Annotated in this window: 18 protein-coding genes and 1 riboswitch; of the genes, 15 read left to right on the forward strand and 3 right to left on the reverse strand. The window is 69.3% G+C overall.

Features of this window, described 5'->3' with window-relative positions:
• The 3 genes from ACIA58_RS08510 to ACIA58_RS08520 are packed head-to-tail and all read left to right on the forward strand — an operon-like array spanning window position 1 to window position 2836.
• Window positions 1-996: a sugar phosphate isomerase/epimerase family protein gene (locus ACIA58_RS08510; RefSeq protein WP_396402941.1), complete on the forward strand. Its 996-nt coding sequence runs from the start codon at window positions 1-3 to the stop codon at window positions 994-996.
• Window positions 993-1871 carry a transketolase gene (locus tag ACIA58_RS08515; RefSeq protein ID WP_396402942.1) on the forward strand — a complete coding sequence of 293 codons (879 nt, stop codon included), beginning with the start codon at window positions 993-995 and terminating at the stop codon, window positions 1869-1871. The genes ACIA58_RS08510 and ACIA58_RS08515 overlap by 4 nt, the downstream gene beginning before the upstream one ends.
• On the forward strand, window positions 1868-2836 hold the full coding sequence (locus ACIA58_RS08520) for a transketolase family protein (protein WP_396402943.1): 969 nt from the start codon (window positions 1868-1870) through the stop codon (window positions 2834-2836). The genes ACIA58_RS08515 and ACIA58_RS08520 overlap by 4 nt, the downstream gene beginning before the upstream one ends.
• Here the strand turns inward: ACIA58_RS08520 and ribB are convergent.
• A complete protein-coding gene (gene ribB / locus ACIA58_RS08525; RefSeq protein WP_396402944.1) occupies window positions 2820-3458 on the reverse strand; it encodes a 3,4-dihydroxy-2-butanone-4-phosphate synthase in 639 nt (212 codons plus the stop codon). The two genes, ACIA58_RS08520 and ribB, sit on opposite strands and share 17 nt — an antisense overlap.
• A gap of 90 nt (window positions 3459-3548) precedes the next feature.
• Window positions 3549-3682: riboswitch (FMN riboswitch) on the reverse strand.
• A gap of 45 nt (window positions 3683-3727) precedes the next feature.
• Here ribB and ACIA58_RS08530 point away from each other — a divergent pair.
• The 12 genes from ACIA58_RS08530 to ACIA58_RS08585 all read left to right on the forward strand — a co-directional run bounded on the left by ACIA58_RS08530 (window position 3728) and on the right by ACIA58_RS08585 (window position 15640).
• The gene (locus ACIA58_RS08530; RefSeq protein ID WP_396402945.1) at window positions 3728-5221 is read left to right on the forward strand and encodes a DUF4038 domain-containing protein; all 1494 of its coding nucleotides are present in this window, start codon (window positions 3728-3730) and stop codon (window positions 5219-5221) included.
• Window positions 5222-5260: 39 nt separating this feature from the next.
• Entirely contained in the window at window positions 5261-6238 is a 978-nt protein-coding gene (locus tag ACIA58_RS08535) for a sugar-binding transcriptional regulator (protein WP_396402946.1), read from the forward strand.
• A complete protein-coding gene (locus ACIA58_RS08540; protein ID WP_396402947.1) occupies window positions 6228-7574 on the forward strand; it encodes a threonine/serine exporter ThrE family protein in 1347 nt (448 codons plus the stop codon). Before ACIA58_RS08535 ends, ACIA58_RS08540 begins: the two co-directional genes overlap by 11 nt.
• A 150-nt stretch (window positions 7575-7724) precedes the next feature.
• Window positions 7725-8651 (forward strand): ArsR/SmtB family transcription factor, encoded by a 927-nt coding sequence (locus ACIA58_RS08545; protein WP_396402948.1) that lies wholly within the window; start codon window positions 7725-7727, stop codon window positions 8649-8651.
• Between the two features lie 180 nt (window positions 8652-8831).
• Window positions 8832-10034 carry a 3,4-dihydroxy-2-butanone-4-phosphate synthase gene (locus ACIA58_RS08550; protein WP_396402949.1) on the forward strand — a complete coding sequence of 401 codons (1203 nt, stop codon included), beginning with the start codon at window positions 8832-8834 and terminating at the stop codon, window positions 10032-10034.
• Window positions 10031-10723: a class I SAM-dependent methyltransferase gene (locus ACIA58_RS08555; protein WP_396402950.1), complete on the forward strand. Its 693-nt coding sequence runs from the start codon at window positions 10031-10033 to the stop codon at window positions 10721-10723. Before ACIA58_RS08550 ends, ACIA58_RS08555 begins: the two co-directional genes overlap by 4 nt.
• 32 nt (window positions 10724-10755) lie before the next feature.
• Window positions 10756-11349 (forward strand): TetR/AcrR family transcriptional regulator, encoded by a 594-nt coding sequence (locus tag ACIA58_RS08560; RefSeq protein WP_396402951.1) that lies wholly within the window; start codon window positions 10756-10758, stop codon window positions 11347-11349.
• The gene (locus ACIA58_RS08565) at window positions 11349-11990 is read left to right on the forward strand and encodes a VC0807 family protein (protein WP_396402952.1); all 642 of its coding nucleotides are present in this window, start codon (window positions 11349-11351) and stop codon (window positions 11988-11990) included. The genes ACIA58_RS08560 and ACIA58_RS08565 overlap by 1 nt, the downstream gene beginning before the upstream one ends.
• Window positions 11987-13372: an FAD-dependent monooxygenase gene (locus ACIA58_RS08570; RefSeq protein ID WP_396402953.1), complete on the forward strand. Its 1386-nt coding sequence runs from the start codon at window positions 11987-11989 to the stop codon at window positions 13370-13372. The genes ACIA58_RS08565 and ACIA58_RS08570 overlap by 4 nt, the downstream gene beginning before the upstream one ends.
• A gap of 57 nt (window positions 13373-13429) precedes the next feature.
• Window positions 13430-13828 carry a cyclic nucleotide-binding domain-containing protein gene (locus ACIA58_RS08575; RefSeq protein ID WP_396402954.1) on the forward strand — a complete coding sequence of 133 codons (399 nt, stop codon included), beginning with the start codon at window positions 13430-13432 and terminating at the stop codon, window positions 13826-13828.
• Window positions 13818-14801 (forward strand): adenylate/guanylate cyclase domain-containing protein, encoded by a 984-nt coding sequence (locus ACIA58_RS08580; protein ID WP_396402955.1) that lies wholly within the window; start codon window positions 13818-13820, stop codon window positions 14799-14801. Before ACIA58_RS08575 ends, ACIA58_RS08580 begins: the two co-directional genes overlap by 11 nt.
• A 119-nt stretch (window positions 14802-14920) precedes the next feature.
• Window positions 14921-15640 carry a GNAT family N-acetyltransferase gene (locus ACIA58_RS08585; RefSeq protein ID WP_396402956.1) on the forward strand — a complete coding sequence of 240 codons (720 nt, stop codon included), beginning with the start codon at window positions 14921-14923 and terminating at the stop codon, window positions 15638-15640.
• Here ACIA58_RS08585 and ACIA58_RS08590 read toward each other — a convergent pair.
• Both ACIA58_RS08590 and ACIA58_RS08595 read right to left on the reverse strand, forming a co-directional pair.
• Window positions 15637-16899 (reverse strand): HAAS signaling domain-containing protein, encoded by a 1263-nt coding sequence (locus ACIA58_RS08590; protein WP_396402957.1) that lies wholly within the window; start codon window positions 16897-16899, stop codon window positions 15637-15639. The genes ACIA58_RS08585 and ACIA58_RS08590 overlap by 4 nt on opposite strands.
• A complete protein-coding gene (locus ACIA58_RS08595; RefSeq protein WP_396402958.1) occupies window positions 16896-17225 on the reverse strand; it encodes a PadR family transcriptional regulator in 330 nt (109 codons plus the stop codon). The genes ACIA58_RS08590 and ACIA58_RS08595 overlap by 4 nt, the downstream gene beginning before the upstream one ends.
• Window positions 17226-17300 lie beyond the last annotated feature (75 nt).

Below are 17300 nucleotides of genomic sequence, written 5' to 3' on the forward strand. Positions count from 1 at the left end.
ATGACTGACATGCCGGTCTTCGGCGCGGGTATCTGGCACTTCGCCACCTACAAGGACCGCTACGCGACCGACGGGTACGGCGATCCCGTCGGCCTGCTCGAGCAGATCGACCGGGCCGGCGCCGTCGGCGACCTGTCCGTGGTCGACCTGAACTGGCCGTTCGCCGGGTACGACGGAACGCTGGCCGAGGTCAAGGACGCGCTGAAACGCAACAACCTCAAGGCGATCGCGATCACCCCGGAGATCTACACCCGCGACTTCGTCAAGGGCTCACTGACCAACCCGGACCCGGGCGTCCGCAAGCAGGCGATGGAGTTGTTGCACCAGGCAACCGAGCTGGCCAAGGAGCTGGGCTGCTCGTACGTGAAGCTGTGGCCGGGTCAGGACGGCTGGGACTACCCGTTCCAGGTCAACTACCACGACATCTGGAACCTCGCCCTCGACGGCCTGAAGGAGCTGGTGTCGGCGCACCCGGACATCAACTTCGTGATCGAGTACAAGCCGCGCGAGCCGCGGGTGAAGATCATCTTCCCGAACGTCGCCCGGACGCTGCTCGGGATCGAGAAGATCGGTCTGCCCAACCTGGGCATCCTGCTCGACTTCGGCCACTCGCTGTACGGGCTGGAGACGCCGGCCGACGCGGCGCAGCTGGCGATCGACTACGGCCGGCTGTTCGCGATCGATGTCAACGACAACCTTCGCGGCTGGGACGACGACATGGTCGTCGGCTCGGTGCACCTGGTCGAGACGTTCGAGTTCTTCCACACGCTGCGGAAGAACAACTGGGAGGGCGTCTGGCAGCTGGACCAGTTCCCGTTCCGCGAGGACAGCGTCCAGACCGCGAAGCAGGCGATCACCTTCCTGAAGGCGATCCACCACGCGCTCGACCTACTCGACGACGACGCGCTGGCGGCCGCCCAGGCGTCGCACGACGCGCTGGCCGCGCAGAAGCTGGTCCAGAAGGTCCTGCTGAGTTCGATGGCAGAGCTCGCATGACCCTGACCGCCGAACACACGACGATGCCGGTGCTCGGCCGGCTGCCGGCGCATGCCGGTCGTACCGAGCAGATCGCGCACATCGCCGAGGCGGCCAGGCAGATCCGGATCCAGGACCTCAAGCTGGTCCACTACGCCGGCGCCGGGCACATCGGCGGCGACTTCTCCGCGATCGACATCCTGGCCACGCTGTACGGCGCTGTGCTCGACATCTCGCCGGCCACGGTGAACCACGCCGAGCGGGACCGCTTCATCCTGAGCAAGGGCCATGTCGCCGGCGCGCTCTACACCACGCTCGCCACCTTCGGATTCCTGCCGGTCGAACAGCTCGCCACGTTCCTCAAGCCGCTGTCCGCGCTGAACGGTCACCCGAACCGGACCAAGGTGGCCGGCGTCGAGGCCAACACCGGTCCGCTCGGTCACGGTCTGCCGATCGCGGTCGGGCACGCTCTCTCGGCCAAGCTCGACGTCTCGATGCGTCGTACGTACGTGCTCGTCGGCGACGGCGAGTTGCAGGAGGGCTCGAACTGGGAGGCGATGATGGCGGCCTCGCAGTACCAGCTGGACCGGCTGACCCTGATCGTCGACCGGAACCGGCTGCAGCAGGGCGCGACCACCAAGGAGACCAACGACCTCGACCCGTTGCCGGAGAAGGCGGCCGCGTTCGGGTTCGCGGTCGTCGAGGTGAACGGGCACGACCACGGCGAACTGCTCGACGTGCTGTCCGCCGTACCGTTCCGGCCGGGCAAGCCGACCTTCGTGATCGCCCACACGCACAAGGGGCACCCGATCTCGTTCATGAGCAACAACGTCGCCTGGCACCACCGCGTCCCCGATGCCGCTGAGTACCAGCAGGCCCTGAAGGAGCTCTCATGACCGTCACCGACAGACCCTCGATCGCGGACCAGCCGCGGTACGACTGCCGGGACGCGTACGTCGAGACGCTGGCCCAGCTGGCCGAGGCCGATCACCGGATCGTTGGGGTGGTCAACGACTCGGTCGGCTCCAGCAAGCTGAACAGTTTCCGGAAGGCGTTCCCGGACCGGCTGATCAACGTCGGCATCGCCGAGCAGGACATGGTCGGCGTCGCGTCCGGGCTGGCCAACGGGGGCCGGATCCCGTTCGTCTCGGCGGCGTCCTGCTTCCTCACCGCTCGCGCGCTCGAGCAGATCAAGGCCGACGTCGCCTACTCGAACACCAACGTGAAGCTCTGCGGCATGAGCCCCGGCGTGGCGTACGGCGAACTCGGGCCGACGCACCATTCGGTCGAGGACATCGCCTGGCTGCGGGCGATCGACAACATGAAGATCATCGTCCCGGCGGATCCGATCGAGACCGCGGCCGCCCTGCGCTGGGCGGCGGCGTCGGAGGGCCCGGTGTTCATCCGGGTCAGCCGGATGAGCGTGCCGAAGGTGTACTCGGAGGACTACGAGTTCCAGCTCGGCAAGGCGATCACGGTCCGGGAGGGGAACGACGTCACGGTGATCAGCAACGGAACCGTGCTGTGGCGGGCGCTGGCCGCGGCCGAGCGACTGGCCGAGGAGGGGATCTCGGCCCGCGTGGTGTCGATGCCGACGGTGAAGCCGCTGGACACCGACGCCGTGGTCGCGGCTGCGCGGGAGACGGCCGGCATCGTGACCGCCGAGGAGGCCGTGTCCAGCGGCGGTCTCGGTGGCGCTGTCGCGGAGACCGTCGTCCAGCACCATCCGGCGCGGGTGACGATCCTGGGGTTCCCCGAGTTCGCGCCCACGGGGTCCGCCGGCTACCTCCTGGACCGGTACGGCCTGTCCCCCGAGGGCATCACCGACGCCGCCCGCAAGCTCGTCATGACAGGTAAGTGACCAGGTCTGCGATCGAGATCATTGCGAAGTCATGAGCGTCGGCGAACGCGCGCAGGTCCGCGCCAGTCATCAGCGTGCCGTCGTCGTTCATGAGTTCGCCGATCACACCGACCGGCGGCAGGCCGGCCAGGCGGACGAGCTCGACCGTGGCTTCGGTGTGACCGGGCCGCTGCCGGACTCCGCCGTCGACGGCGCGCAACGGCAGGATGTGACCGGGCCGGATCAGGTCCGCGGGCTGCGCCGCCGGGTCGGCCAGCACCCGGACGGTCCGCGCCCGGTCGGCCGCGGAGATGCCGGTGCCGACACCGGTCGCCGCGTCCACGGAGATCGTGTACGCCGTCCGCAGGCTGTCCTGGTTGTTCGGGACCATCAACGGGAGCTCGAGCCGATCCAGGAGCTCCGCCGCAGCGGGTGCGCAGACATATCCGCTGGTGTGACGGACGAGCAGCGCCATCAACTCGGGCGTGGCGAGGCTCGCGGCGAAGGTGAGGTCGCCCTCGTTCTCACGGTCCTCGTCGTCGACGACCACGACCGGCCGTCCGGCGGCGATCTCGGCGACGGCGCGTTCGATGGTGTCCAGGCTGGTGCCCGGGCTGGTGCCTGGACTGGTGATGGTGTTCACGGTCGTTGTCCTCTCGGCAGTGCTCCGACAGCACTCCGGGGCAACGACAAACCTCACGCCTCCTGTTTTCGCGCAGGAAACGTGAAGCTGCCACGTGCGTCTTCCCATCCGGACTTTAACCGTCGGTCCCGGAGTTCCACCGGGTCAACCGCTTCTTCTCGCGAAGTCACGGGTCGCGGACTGTCACCGCCGGCTCGGAATTTCACCGACCCCAGAGCACGTGTGTCTTTCATCCTCAGCTTAACGGCTAAGAGCACCCTTGGAGTGTCATGTCCATCTCATCCGTCTGGCGCTCGACCGAACTCACGCTGACCGGCGAGGAGTCCGGCACCGAGGTCTGGGTGGACTTCGAGCACGAGTCCGGCCGCCGCCTGCGGCGGCCGGCGTTCTGGGACGGTGGGCAGACCTGGCGGGTCCGTTTCGCCCCGCCGGAGGCGGGGCGCTGGCGCTGGACGAGCGGGTCCGCCGTCGGTGAGCTCGAGGTCTCGGCTGCGCCGGCGGACGAGGCCAACCCGTTCTACCGGCACGGGTTCTGGCGGATGTCGCCTGGCGGGCGCAGCCTGATTCACGCCGACGGGACGCCGGCGATACTGGTCGCCGACACCGCGTGGGCGCTTCCGTGGCGGGCCACGCCCGAGCAGGTCCGCGAGTACGCCGCCGACCGGCAGGCCAAGGGCTTCAACGCAGTACTGCTGATGTCGGTGCAACCGGACATGCGCGCGGTCGGCCCCCGCGACCGCTCCCAGGACGAGGGCTTCGGCGTCGGCTTCGAGGACCTGCCCGACGGCCACCTCAACCGGATGAACGTCGAGTACTTCCAGTACCTCGACAAGCTGCTCGACATCCTGGTCGACCACGGCCTCGTCCCGGTCCTGCAGCCGGTCTTCCAGGGCTTCGGCTGGAAAGGCCTGAACGTTGCGGGCACAGTCGTCCCGCCGGAGGAGTACGCGACGTACTGCCGCTATCTCGTCGCACGGTACGGCGCTCAGCCGGCCATCTACCTCGTCGGCGGGGACGGCTCCGGAGACGAGCCGCAGACCGCGGTCGGAGGTGCCGAGGTACACGCGGCCGACTGCTACGCGCAGCCGACGGGCATCCACTACCGTCCGCACATCCGGGCGCACGCTCACCAGGACGCCGACTGGCTGGACTTCCAGTGGTGCCAGACCGGGCACACCGGCGAGCACGTTCCCGACCGGGTCGCCGACATGTGGCGGAACGAGCCGGTGAAGGCAGTCGCGAACGGCGAGCCGACGTACGAGCACACCGGCCGGACCGGCGTCGCTGAAGGCTGGTGGCAGGGTCACGAGGCGTGGAGCAACCTGTGCGCGGGCGGGACGATGGGCGTCGTCTACGGCGCGGGCAGTCTGTGGCAGTGGCGGCTGCATCCGGAGGAGCCGGGGCACTCCGAGTTCTTCCTGGCTCCCAGCGCGGGCTGGCACGAGGCGATCGGCTTCGAGGGGTCGACGTACGTCGGCATGCTCGGGAAGATCCTGGCGGGCCTGCCGACCGCCGACATGGTGCCGGACTGGACCCGGGTGATCTCCGGGCGGGCGCTGAGCGGCGCGGACGGGATGCTGATCGTGTACCGCGAGCACGGCGGACCGGTGATGGTCTTCGACGACACCGTCCCGTTGGCGTACACGATCGTGGATCCCCGCGACGGCTCGATCGTCGCAACCGGCAAGCGGGACGCATGGAACGCCCCGATCCCCGACCCCGGTGGAGCGCCACGCGTCTACCTCTGTCTCGGCCGTGCCTGACCTATAGTCCGTATTCCTGAACGTTGCGAGGGGGTCGAGGTGAACGCGAACCGCGCGGTGCGCCAGCCGGGGCTGGACGAGCTGCGGCTGCTCGCGAAGGTGGCGCGGATGTACCACGAGAAGGGCATCCGCCAGCCGCAGATCGCCGCCGAGCTGAACCTGTCCCAGGCGCGGGTGTCCCGGATGCTCAAGCAGGCCGTCGAGGTCGGCATCGTGCACACCGTGGTGACCATGCCGAGCGGCGTCCACAGCGACCTCGAGGACGAGCTGCAGGGCCGGTACGGGTTGCGCGACGCGGTGGTCGTCGACACGCTCGGAGTGGGGGACGACGTACTCCCGGCGCTCGGATCCGGCGCGGCGGCGTACCTCGACATGACGCTCACCGGTGGGCACGTGGTCGGGATCTCGTCGTGGAGCGAGACGCTGATCAGCGCGGTCGACCGGATGCCGCGCAAGAGCGTGCCGGTGGTGGACAAGGTGGTCCAGATCGTCGGCGGCCTGGGGGACGCCGCCGTGCAGATGCAGGCCACCCGGCTGACCGCGCGGTTCGCCGAGCTGACCGGCGGGATGCCGGTCTACCTGCCCGCTCCCGGTCTGGTCGGGACGCCCAGCGTGCGGCGGGCGATGATGAACGACGTGTCGGTTCGCGACGTTCTGGGCACGTGGGGACAACTCACCGACGCCCTGGTCGGGATCGGCAGCCTCGAGCCTTCGCCGCTGCTGCAGCGCAGTGGGAACGCGGTCGCGGAGGCCGACCAGGACGAGCTACGCCGGCTCGGCGCCGTCGGGGACGTGTGTTTCCGGTTCTTCGACGAAGAGGGAAAGCTTGTGCGCTCGACGTTCGACCAGCGGGTCATCGGGGTGACCGCGAAGGAACTGCTGGCGGTGCCGCGCCGGATCGGCGTCGCCGGCGGCGACCGCAAGTACTCCGCGATCCGCGCCGCGATGCTCGGCGGCTGGGTCAACATCCTCATCACCGACCTCGCGATGGCCCATCGCCTTCTCGATGGAGCCTGACGAGCAGCGGGAGGTCTACGCGACCATCGACCTGGCGTTGCGGGTCGGTGAGGTGCTGCTATCCAGCGGCGCGGGGACGGCGGACGCGACCGCGACGATCCTCGGGGTGACGGCGGCGGGCGGGCTGCGCGGGTGCGAGGTGGACATCACGTTCACCTCGATGGCGGTCTCGTACCAGGCCGCGCCGGACGTCGCGCCCGAGACGCACATCCGGCTGGTCCGCTACCGGTCCCAGGACTTCTCCCGGCTGACCGACGTGGACAGCCTGGTACGCCGGTTCGCCCGCGGCGACGTGACCCGCGAGGACGCCTCGCGTGAGCTGGCCCGGCTGACGTCGGCGGGTCCGCCGTACCCGCGGTGGAGCGCCGTACTCGCCTGGGGTGTGATGGCCGGCGGCGCGACGCTGCTGCTCGGCGGCGGCTGGCTGATCACGATGGTGGCGGTGCTGACCGCGATCGTGATCGACGTGAGCAACCGCTGGTTCAACCGGCAGCGGCTGCCCGCGTTCTACCAGCAGGTCGCCGGCGCCTTCGTCGCGACCGCGGTCGCGCTGATCCTGTACGCCGTGCACGCACCGGTGAAGCCGTCCCTGGTCGTTGCCGCCGGCATCATCATGCTGCTGGCCGGGATCGCCCTCACCGGTGCCGTCCAGGACGCGATCACCGGGTACTACGTGACCGCGGCGGCCCGGAGTCTCGAAGCGATGCTGCTCACCGGCGGGATCATCGCGGGGGTCTCGCTCGGGCTCGCGCTGGGACTGAAGTTCGGGCTGCACGTCGGCATCGAGGCCGAGACGATCCAGCTCGGGAATCTGCCGGTCATGGTCTTGTCGGGTGCGGTGATGGCGGTCGCGTTCGCCTACGCGACGTACGCACCTCTCCGCGCTCTACTGCCGGTCGCGGTGATGGGCGCGCTGGGCTCGCTGGTCTTCACGTTGATGATCCGCGCGTCGTTCGGGCCGGCCTGGGCCACCGCCGCGGCGGCGTGCGTCGTCGGGCTGGGCAGCTACTCCGTCGGGCGTCGCGTCGGCGTACCGCCCCTGGTTGTGGTCGTCGCCGGCTCGATCCCGCTGCTGCCGGGACTCACGATCTACAAGGGCCTCTACGAGCTGATGGGCCTCGGCAACCTGATCGGCATCGTCAGCCTCGGTACCGCGGTCGCCATCGGCGTCGCACTTGCCTCCGGCCTGATCCTCGGCGAGTACCTCGCCCAACCGATCCGCCGCGAAGCCCGCCGCCTCGAAGACCGGCTCGCGGGCCCCCGCCTGGTAGGCCCGCGCCGCCCCGTGCGCCGGCGAACGACCCGACCGCGCCGCCGACGCCGTACCGGAACCTAGATGTCCTTGCTGGTCATCGACTTTCTCCTTGGTGGGAAGGGCGTTGGTGGTTCCGATGGTGGCCTTCCGGTGGATTGGCCAACAATCTTTTGACGGATCCGTCAACGATGAGCCGACTGGTCGTTAGCGTGTTGTGTCGAGGGAGGAGTCATGGCGCAGCCGCAGGTCGTGTTGGTCCAGTCGCCGCAGCAGTCGGTGTTCCTGGCGCTGCGCGAAGCCCTCGGCCACCGCGGCCCGTACTCGTCCCGCCACGTCCTGCAACCGCTGCGGCGGATCGTCGCGCGAGCTGAGTACGAGCCACTGCTGCGACCGCTCCGGCCGGGACAGAACGGTGGCGTTCCCGATGTGGTGGTCCCGCTCATCCCGCCGTCGGACGTGTCCGTGCCGGACCAGGTGGCGGCCATGCGCGAGTACTCGCCACAGCTGTTCCTCGACGAGATCGAGACGCTCGGCGGCGACTCGGCGGTCTGGCGGACGGCAGCCCGGGATCCCGAGAACTGGCTCCGCGCCTATGCCGAGTTGAGCGACCTGTGCTGGCGAGCTCTCGAACCCCGGTGGCGACTGCTCCGGCCGGCCTTCGACGCCGAGGCCGAACGTGTCGGTATGGCCGCCGTCCGCGATCGCCTGCCCGATGCCCTGAACACGATCAGCTCACGGCTGACCTTCACCGACGACAGCTTCTGTATCGACGGCAGCCAGTTGATCCCGTACGCCGGACGCCGGCTGGCCCTGGTACCGAGCATCGGCGCCCCGGACCAACTGTTCGTCAACGGGATGGAGCCGGACGTCATCTCGATCGCCTACCCGCTCCGGGGGTTCCCCGATGTGAGTCCGGTCCGATCGGTCGAGGATCCGCTCGACGTCGTGCTCGGCGGACCGCGTGCACGGGTGCTGCGGATGTTGGGCTGCGCGCTGACCGTCGGCGCGATCGCCGCCGAGTTGGGCGTCACGCCGGCAGCCGCCTCACGCCACTGCGACGTACTGACCCGCGCCGGGCTGATCACCCGTGACCGCCATGGTCGCCAAGTCCTCGTCAGTCGTACCTCCCGGGGCAACAATCTCCTGGACGTGCTCTGACCCGTCTGTGGTTTACTGCCGATTGGTGCGATTCCACGGTGTGACGGTTGGACGTGAGTCCAGGCCCGTCGGCTCTGCCGGGAGGCGGAGTGACCCGGTGTGACCGGGGCCACGCGGTGATACCCCGCTTCAGCTCGGACTCAATGTCCCTGGCCATGAACGAATGGCGGAGAGCGAAGCATGTTCACAGGACGAATCGAGAATGTAGGCACCGTCGCCGAGGTTTCCGGCGACCTGTTGCTGGTCAGGTCGGACGTCGTGGTGGCGCCGGGTGGCGCGGTCTGCCTCGACGGGATCAGATTCACCGCGGAGTCGGGTCCGCCCGGGGAGATCAGGGTCGTCGTGACGGACGAGACCCGCCGCCGTACGACGTTCGACCGGGTCACCGGCGGTACGACGCTGCACGTCGAACTGCCGGTTGCGATCGGGGACCGGATCGACGGGCATCTGGTCCAGGGGCATGTCGAGGCTGTCGGCAAGGTGCTGCGCGTCGACGTGGAACCGGCCGGTCATCGGGTCTGGATCAAGCCGCCGGAGCGACTCCTTGCCCGGTTGGTGGCGAAGACGTCGGTTGCGATCGATGGTGTGAGCATCACGGTCGCGGAAGTGCTGAAGGACCGGTTCTCGGTCGTACTGGTGCCGACCACACTGGCGAAGACCAAGCTCGGCACGCTGGTCGCCGGCGATCGGGTCAACCTCGAGAGCGATCTGCTCGTCCGGATGGCGCGTGAGGGACACGGGCCGGAGTTGCAGCGAGCGGTCGCACAGCTGCCGTGGGCGGGTCAGCTCAGCGGCGAGGCCGGCGTACAGAAGGTGGTTGCGCAGATCGCGGCCGGTGGCGGGGTGGTCGTCTGGGATCCGACGGCTGAGGGCGAAGGCGACGTGGTCTTCGCGGGTGAGCGGTTCCGGCCGGAGGCGATGAGATTCCTGCTCACACAGGCTTGTGGGCACACGACGGTCCCGTGCGCGGCCGACGTACTGGAGCGGTTGGAGATCGGACCGATCCCCGGCGGTGGTGACCGGCAGGGTACGGCGATGCACGTTCCGGTCGATCTCGCGTCGTCGGACGGGACCGGGGTGTCGGCGGCCGATCGGGCGGCGACGATTCGCCGGCTGGCGTCGGCGGACGCCGTACCGGAGGACTTCCTGCGACCTGGGCATGTGTTCCCGCTGGCCGCGCGGCCTGGGTTGCTCGACGAGCGTCAAGGGCACACCGAGGCGACGGTCGCGTTGTGCGTTGCGGCGGGGTTGGCGCCGGTCGGCGTGTGTTGCGAAGTGATGCGAGCCGACGGGGTGATGGCGGGCGCGGCCGACCTCGAGCAGTTCGCGCTGCGGTGGGAGTTGCCGATGGTCGACATCCACGATCTGGAGCGCTGGCTGTGAGCCTGTACGACAACCCTCAGTTCCTGGAGGGCTACCGGCAACTGCGCCGCACCGGCCAGGGCATCAACGATGCCCTGGAGATCCCCGCGATGGACGCCGTGCTCGCAGCTCTGCCGATTGCAGGTGCTCGGGTGGTCGATCTGGGGTGTGGCGAAGGCGGGCTGGCCGTTCGGCTGGCGGCCGCGGGAGCTGCTGAGGTGCTTGCTGTCGACGCCTCGGAGCAGATGCTTGCGGCCGCGGTCCGGCATCCCCGCGTTCGGTACGAGCGCGCAGATGTCGCCGCCTTCGACCTGCCGCACGGCTCCGCGGACCTCGTCGTGAGCAGCATGGCGCTGCACTACGTCGAGGACTTCGTTGCGCTGGTCGCGCGGGTCGCGGGATGGCTCGCGTCGGGTGGAGCATTCGTGTTCTCGGTGGAGCATCCGATGATGACGGCGCCGGTGGTCGCTGCTGACTGTCTGGTCGACAACTACGCGGATGAGGGGCGGCGGGAGCGGACCTGGTTCGTCGCCGGGGTGGTGAAGTATCACCGCACGATCGGCTCGATCGTCGCCACCCTCCGCCGTCACGGCTTCCGCCTGGAATCCCTGGACGAACCGCTCCCAACTTCGGACCAGGTAGCGACCTGCCCCCATCTCGCCATCCACCGTCGCCGCCCGCCGATCCTCTTGATCTCGGCGCGCACTTGACGGACTTTTATCCGACTGGGTAACTTTTACTCATGCGGATAAACCAGAGCACGGACCGCGCCCGGAGTACGGCGGCTCGCCGCGACCAGATCGTCGCGGCGACGATCTCCGTGCTCGCGAAGCGCGGGTACGCGGCGACCTCGTACGACGCGATCTGCGAGGTCGCCGGGCTGAGCAGCAAGCGGCTGATCTCGTACCACTTCAGCACCAAGGACGAGCTGCTGGCGGAGGTCCTCCGCCGGGTGACCACCGACGCGGCGGAGGCGATGCGGCCGGCGATCGAGGCTGCCGACGAGCTGCCGGGAAAGCTCGCCGCGTACATCCGGTCGAACGTCGAGTTCATCGCGGCCCGGCCGGACCATGTCCGCGCGGTCCAGCAGATCGTCTTCGGTGGCGCCCAGGTGCCGTCCGAGGAGGCCGACAGCGCGGTTACCCGCCTGGTCGCGCTGTTCGAGGCGGGCCGGCAGGCCGGCGTGTTCCGGCGCTTCGACTGCCTGCTGATGGCGGTCACGCTGCGCGCCGCCATCGACGCCGTGGCCGGCCGCCTGGTCGGCGGGGCCGATCCTGCGGGCTGTGCGCGGGAGCTGATCGAGACGTTCGACCGAGCGACCCGAGTGGAGCGGTGATGACAGTGACGACGGAAGCCAAGCCCAAGGCGCGCTGGGGAGCAGTGCTGGCGCCGGTCCTGATCGACCTGGTCGTGCCGCTGCTGATCTTCTACGGCCTGCGCCAGTCCGGTGTCGGCGTCGTCGGCGCGACCCTGGCCGGATCGGTGATCCCGGTCGTGCGGACGGCGTACTCGATCGTCCGCGGCCGGACGATCGACTGGATGGCCGTGTTCATGATCGTCGCGCTCGCGGTCGGCACGATCGCGTCGCTGGCGGTGCACAGCCCGCGGATGCTGCTCGCCAAGGACGGCGTGATCACCGCGCTGTGTGGCCTGTGGATGCTCGGAACCGTTGCCCTCGGCAAACCTCTGCTGCTGGCCGTCGGCCGCGGCATCGCGGAAGCCAAGCGGGGCAAGGGCGGCGGCGAGGTCTGGGTGAGCCGCTGGGACCACGAGCCGCGGTTCCGGCAAGGCATCCGCCTGATCACGGTCGTCTGGGGTGTCGGTCTCGTCTTCGACGCGGTCGTCCGAGTCGTGATCGCGTACGCGCTGCCGCTCGACGCGGTCCCCGGCGTGACGACGATCCAGTGGATCGTGCTGTTCGCCCTGCTGTACGGGTTCATGATGATCTACTCGCGCAAGAACGATCTGCTCGCATGAACGACGTAGTGGTCGTCGGCGCGGGGCCTACCGGGCTCCTGCTGGCGGCGGAGTTGGTCCTCGCCGGAGCGAACGTCGTGCTTGTGGACAAGGCCGCCGAGCGGCCAGGACAGTCGAAGGCATTGACGCTGCAGCCGCGGTCCGTCGAGATCCTGCACTCCCGCGGTCTCCTCGGATCGCTGATCACCGAGGCTCCACGGTTGCCGGCCGGGCATTTCGCCGGTCTGCCGGTCCCGCTCGACTACACCGCGCTCGACACCAGATTCCCTTACCAGCTGGGGATCCCGCAGCGACGGATCGAGCACCTGCTCGAGGACCACTTGGTTGTGCAGGGCATCGTCGTACGCCGTGGTCTCGAGCTGACCGGCCTCCGGCAGGACCCGGCCGGCGTCGAGGCGTCGTTCATGGACGGTACGGCGATCCGGGCGGGGTGGATCGTCGGGTGCGACGGGGCGCGGAGCGCGGTGCGGAAGCTGGCCGGGATCGACTTCCCCGGACGCGACGGCCGGTTCAGCGCGGTGGTTGCCGATGTCGTCATGTCCGGTGTCGAGCCGGGCTGGGAGTTGCCGTCGCTGGTGCCGCGGGACGGGGCGGTGATGACGGTGGTGCCGCTGGAGAACGGCGTACACCGTGCGCTGTTCACGGGCCCGGAGCAACAAAACCTGCCGAAGGATCAGCCGGTCACCCCCGAGGAGGTCGCCGCCGCGCTGCGGGCTTGGTACGGCGAGGACGTCGTACTGCGTGAACTCCGGTACGGATCGCGCTTCACCGACGCGTCCCGGCAGGCCGACCGGTACCGTGCCGGCCGAGTCTTCGTGGCAGGCGATGCGGCGCACATTCACTCGCCGACGGGTGGTCAGGGGATGAACCTCGGGCTGCAGGACGCGTTCAACCTCGGGTGGAAGCTCGGCGCGGTCGTGCGGGGCGACGCCGGCGATGCCCTGCTGGACAGCTACCACGACGAACGGCACCCGGCCGGGAGTGCCGTACTCGCGAACACGCGGGCGCAAGGTGTGCTGATGGTGCCGGACGAGGATGTCGCGTGTCTGCGCGAGACGTTCGTCGACCTGCTCGGCGTACCGGAGGCGAATCGGCGGCTGGCCGGCGTGATCTCGGGGATCGGGCTTGCGTATGCAGGCGGGGAGCATCCGTTGGTGGGGCGGCGGATGCCGGATCTGACGCTGGCGGACGGTGCGACGGTGTCTGAGCGCCTTCGTGATGGGCGGTTCGTGCTGTTCGAGGGTGGAGATCTTCCGGCGGCGCGGATTCTGGTCCGGCCGGACGGGTATGTGCGGTGGGCAACCGATGACCCGGCGGCCGAAGTACCGGAGTTTCTGCGTGTTTCGGACCTTCGAGTGACCATGGCGTCGACAAGCCGTTAGAGTTACTGACTGGAAACATCGGCGGAACGCCAGACGGGGCCGACGAGGAGGATCGACGTGGCACTGGGTAGGACGTCCCCGCGGGATCTCCCGCTGTTCGCGGACCTGTCCGGACGGGACATCAGGGACATCTTCCGGGCCGGCGAGGAAGTGTCGGTGCCGGCCGGCTGGTCGCTGATCCTGGAGCAGACGCCGCCGGACGCGGCGTACCTGATCCTCAGCGGCACCGCGGCGGTCCGGGAGAAGGGCCAGGAGATCGCCGTACTCGGCCCGGGTGACATCGCCGGCGAGGTCGCGGTCCGGAAGAACACGTTGCGGACGGCAACCGTCACGGCGAAGTCGCGGCTGCAGCTGCTGCACTTCACCCGGGAGAAGTTCGACGACCTGACCCGTCGGCTGCCCGCCTTCCGCGACGCCATCGACGCCACCATCGCCGAGCGCCGCGGTGGCCACTGACCACGGTGCGCCGGATCTGTCCGGGCTGACCCGGGAGTTCGAGCGGACGTTGCTGGGCGGGGAGCGCAAGTTCACCCGGGTGCAGGTGTCGGAGCGGGCCGGGATCTCGATCCAGCGGGCCGAGCGGATGTGGCATGCGCTCGGGTTCGCGACCGTCCCGGACGACGAGGTGGCGTTCACCGACGACGACGTCGAGGCGCTGCGGCTGGTCGCGGCGCTCGAGGACGACCAGTTCATCGAGCCAGAGATGGAGTCGTCGCTGGCGCGCAAGCTCGGGCAGACGCAGTCGCGGCTGGCGTCGTGGCAGTCGGCGATGTTCCTGGACTTCCTCGGCGGGTCGAAGCTGTCGGCCGACGAGGCGATCGAGGTCGCGGGACTGCTGCTGCCGGCGATGGAGCGGTTGCAGACCTACGTCTGGCGCCGGCACCTCGCTGCGGCGGCCGGGCGAGCAGTGGCCGGGTCCGACGAACTGGCGCGGGGAGTGCGGGCGGTCGGGTTCGCGGACATCGTCAGCTACACGCGCTTGACCCGCCGGCTGTCCGAGGCCGAGCTCGGGGAGCTGATCGAGCGGTTCGAGGGCATGGCCGCCGACGTGGTCGCGCTCAACGGCGGTCGGGTGATCAAGTCGATGGGTGACGAGGTCCTGTTCGTCGCCGACACCGCCGCGCAAGGCGCCGCGGTCGCGCTGGCGCTCCAGGACACTGTGAACGCGGACGAGGAGCTGCCGGAACTGCGCATCGGGCTCGCGTACGGCACGATCCTGATTCGCCTCGGCGACGTGTACGGCGAAGTCGTGAACCTGGCCGCCCGCCTCACCACCGAGTGCAAACCCGGCCGCGTGCTGGCCGACCGCGAACTGGCCGCGGCCCTGGACGGCCACCCGGCGTACGACCTCCATCGCCTCCGCCGGGTCTCGGTCCGCGGTTACCGCCACCTGGTCCCCTACGCCATCCAACGAGCAACCACCCCATAAAGCCACACCCGCCCTCCGCTTCGCGGAACTGCTGGTTGGGGAAGATCTTGTACCCGAATCGGGAGATAATCCTCCCCAACCCGGCGGTGCTCACCACGGCATGACATACGGTTTGGTATGTGCAGGAGATCAGGACACCGGCTGACCTTTCGCTGGTGAGCGGGGGCGACCCGGTCGTCGAGTGGGCCGCGCAGGGGTTCGCCGGTGGGGTGCGGGCGTGGTGCTCGGGGGATGCGGTCGCCGTCGCGTCGCCGGACGTGTCCAAGCACGATCGGCTCGCGGTGACCGGTCCGGTGGAGGACGCGGCGCCGCTGGTGCGAGACGTACTGTGCGAGGTGGGTCCGACGTACCGGCCGTTCGGGGACGAGGAGCTGGTACGAGGGCTGTCGGAGCGCGTGCCGGGGTTGGTGTTCTCGGCCTCGTTCGGGTGGATGGATGCGGCTGAGGTGCCGGACGTCACCACGACGGCGGCCTGGCTCGACGGGGACGCCGGCGTGGAGGCATTGCTGGTCGAGGCATCGCCCAAGTCGTACGCGTGGCCCGGGCATCCCGGCGTACGGCGGTGGGCCGCGCTGCGCGGGGATCGCGGTGAGCTGCTGAGTATCGCGGCGGATGCGTGGAGTTCGCCGGAGGTCGGGTTCCTGGCGGGGGTGGCGACGCATTTTGTTGCTCGCGGCAAGGGATTGTCGCGGCAGGTGTGCGGGTTTGTGACGGCTGAGCTGGTCAAGCGCCACGGACGGGTCGCGTTGATGGTCGACGGCGACAACGCGGCGGCGATCGCGGTCTATCGGCGACTCGGCTACACGTACCGCCGAGTCGCCGCTGCGGGCATGCGCTAGCGCGTCGGGTGGACGGTGGGGCTGGGGCCGGATGGCTTGGCACTCGGCTTCACGGTCGGCTTCTGCGTCGGCTTTTGCGTTGGGGTCTGGGTCGGTGTCGGAGTGGGTGTCGGGGCCGCGGTCGGCGGCGGGGTGGTGCGGGTCGCCGGGGCCGGCGGCGGGACGAACGGGGCCTTGGTGGTGTCCTTGCAGTTGTCCGGGCCGGCATCGCCGTTCTCGTCCGGGACGACGACGGCCTGCGGGAACTGGTTGCTGGTCGTGTCGCGGGACGACTGCTGGCCGTAGTTCGTCGCGCAGTCCTGCTGTTCCAGGCTGATCGGGTTCCCGTCCTGGTCGTACAGCCGGACCGGCACCTGCTTGCCCTGGGCATCGAACGGGTAGATGTTGGTGATCGGGTTCCCGTTCAGCATCAGGCCGTTCGACGGCGGGTCGTAACGCGAGGAATTGCCCCGGTAGTCGTTGTAGTTGTTGAGGAACCCGAACGACGCACCGGCGTACGCAGCGGCCAGGAACGACGGGACCACGATCGCCGCGACGATGTTGAGCGGTACGACGTACCACAGCCAGCGCCGGTCCTGCTGAGTCTTCCGGCCGATCCAGATCGACACCGCGGCGCCCGCGATCGCGCCGACCACGGTCACCGACGCGGCTCCGAACAGCGCGAAGAATCCGCCCGCGCCGATCACGCCGCGGATCACCCACCAGACCGGCTGGCCGATCGTCACCAGCTCCTGCCGGATGTTCGGCGGGATCTGGTCGATCCACCCGCGGATCGCGGTTGCGCCGCGTGCGCCGCGTGGGGTGTCCATCACGATCCGCGGGTCGTGGCCGCGCAGTGCCTGTACGCCGAGGAACGACGCGAAGAAGAGGATCCCCAACCCGAGCAGCCCGAAGAACGCGGTCTCGTCCTGCGACCACGCGAAGATGCCGACGGCAATGAAGAACGGGCCGACCGTCGCCGAGATCAGACCCCAGCGCAGGGCCTTCCAGCCGGCGTCCAGACCGTCCTTGCTGACGGGTGCGGTGCGCGCGGGGTAGCCGGCCGCCGTCCGCAGCTCGTCGGCGTACTGCGCCGGCGTACCGAGTCGTTGCTGCAGATCCGCGAAGGTCGGCTGTGCTCCGAGCTCGGCCGCCACCTCGGTCAGGTGGCCGCTGACGTCCTGGAGCACGTCCTCCAGCTCACCGGGCGGCAGGTCGTTGAGCTGGGCCCGCACCTGGGCCAGGTAGAGCGCGACCGCTCCGGTCAGGGTGCTGTTCACGCGGCCTCCTTCTCCAGCAGCAGCACCGACATGGTGTCGGCGAAATGGGTCCAGGTCTTGGTCGACTGGGCGAGCAGGTCGCGGCCGGTCTTGTTCAGCCCGTAGTACTTCCGGTGCGGGCCTTCCTCGCTCGGCTGCACGTACGACGTCAGCGCTCCGGCCGCGAACAGCCGGCGCAGCGTCCCGTACACAGACGCGTCCGCCACGTCCTCCAGACCGGCCGCGCGCAGTCGGCGCAGTACGTCGTACCCGTAGCCGTCGGCGTCCCGCAGTACGGCGAGCACCGCGAGATCCAGTACGCCCTTGAGTAGCTGGCTCGTATCCATCAAGTCTCCTCGAGCAGGTGTTCCGCGGAGAACAGTACTACACACTGCGGAGTACTGCGGTAACCAGTGTGGGGT

The sequence above is a fragment of the Kribbella sp. NPDC051586 genome (assembly GCF_044453965.1).
Taxonomy (GTDB): domain Bacteria; phylum Actinomycetota; class Actinomycetes; order Propionibacteriales; family Kribbellaceae; genus Kribbella.

Coding starts and splice junctions, on each gene's coding strand:
- ACIA58_RS08520 (WP_396402943.1), top strand. CDS start 1,868: ATGACCGTCACCGACAGACCCTCGATCGCGGACCAGCCGCGGTACGAC.
- ACIA58_RS08510 (WP_396402941.1), top strand. CDS start 1: ATGACTGACATGCCGGTCTTCGGCGCGGGTATCTGGCACTTCGCCACC.
- ACIA58_RS08565 (WP_396402952.1), top strand. CDS start 11,349: ATGACAGTGACGACGGAAGCCAAGCCCAAGGCGCGCTGGGGAGCAGTG.
- ACIA58_RS08570 (WP_396402953.1), top strand. CDS start 11,987: ATGAACGACGTAGTGGTCGTCGGCGCGGGGCCTACCGGGCTCCTGCTG.
- ACIA58_RS08550 (WP_396402949.1), top strand. CDS start 8,832: ATGTTCACAGGACGAATCGAGAATGTAGGCACCGTCGCCGAGGTTTCC.
- ACIA58_RS08530 (WP_396402945.1), top strand. CDS start 3,728: ATGTCCATCTCATCCGTCTGGCGCTCGACCGAACTCACGCTGACCGGC.
- ACIA58_RS08560 (WP_396402951.1), top strand. CDS start 10,756: ATGCGGATAAACCAGAGCACGGACCGCGCCCGGAGTACGGCGGCTCGC.
- ACIA58_RS08545 (WP_396402948.1), top strand. CDS start 7,725: ATGGCGCAGCCGCAGGTCGTGTTGGTCCAGTCGCCGCAGCAGTCGGTG.
- ACIA58_RS08595 (WP_396402958.1), bottom strand. CDS start 17,225: ATGGATACGAGCCAGCTACTCAAGGGCGTACTGGATCTCGCGGTGCTC.
- ACIA58_RS08515 (WP_396402942.1), top strand. CDS start 993: ATGACCCTGACCGCCGAACACACGACGATGCCGGTGCTCGGCCGGCTG.
- ACIA58_RS08540 (WP_396402947.1), top strand. CDS start 6,228: ATGGAGCCTGACGAGCAGCGGGAGGTCTACGCGACCATCGACCTGGCG.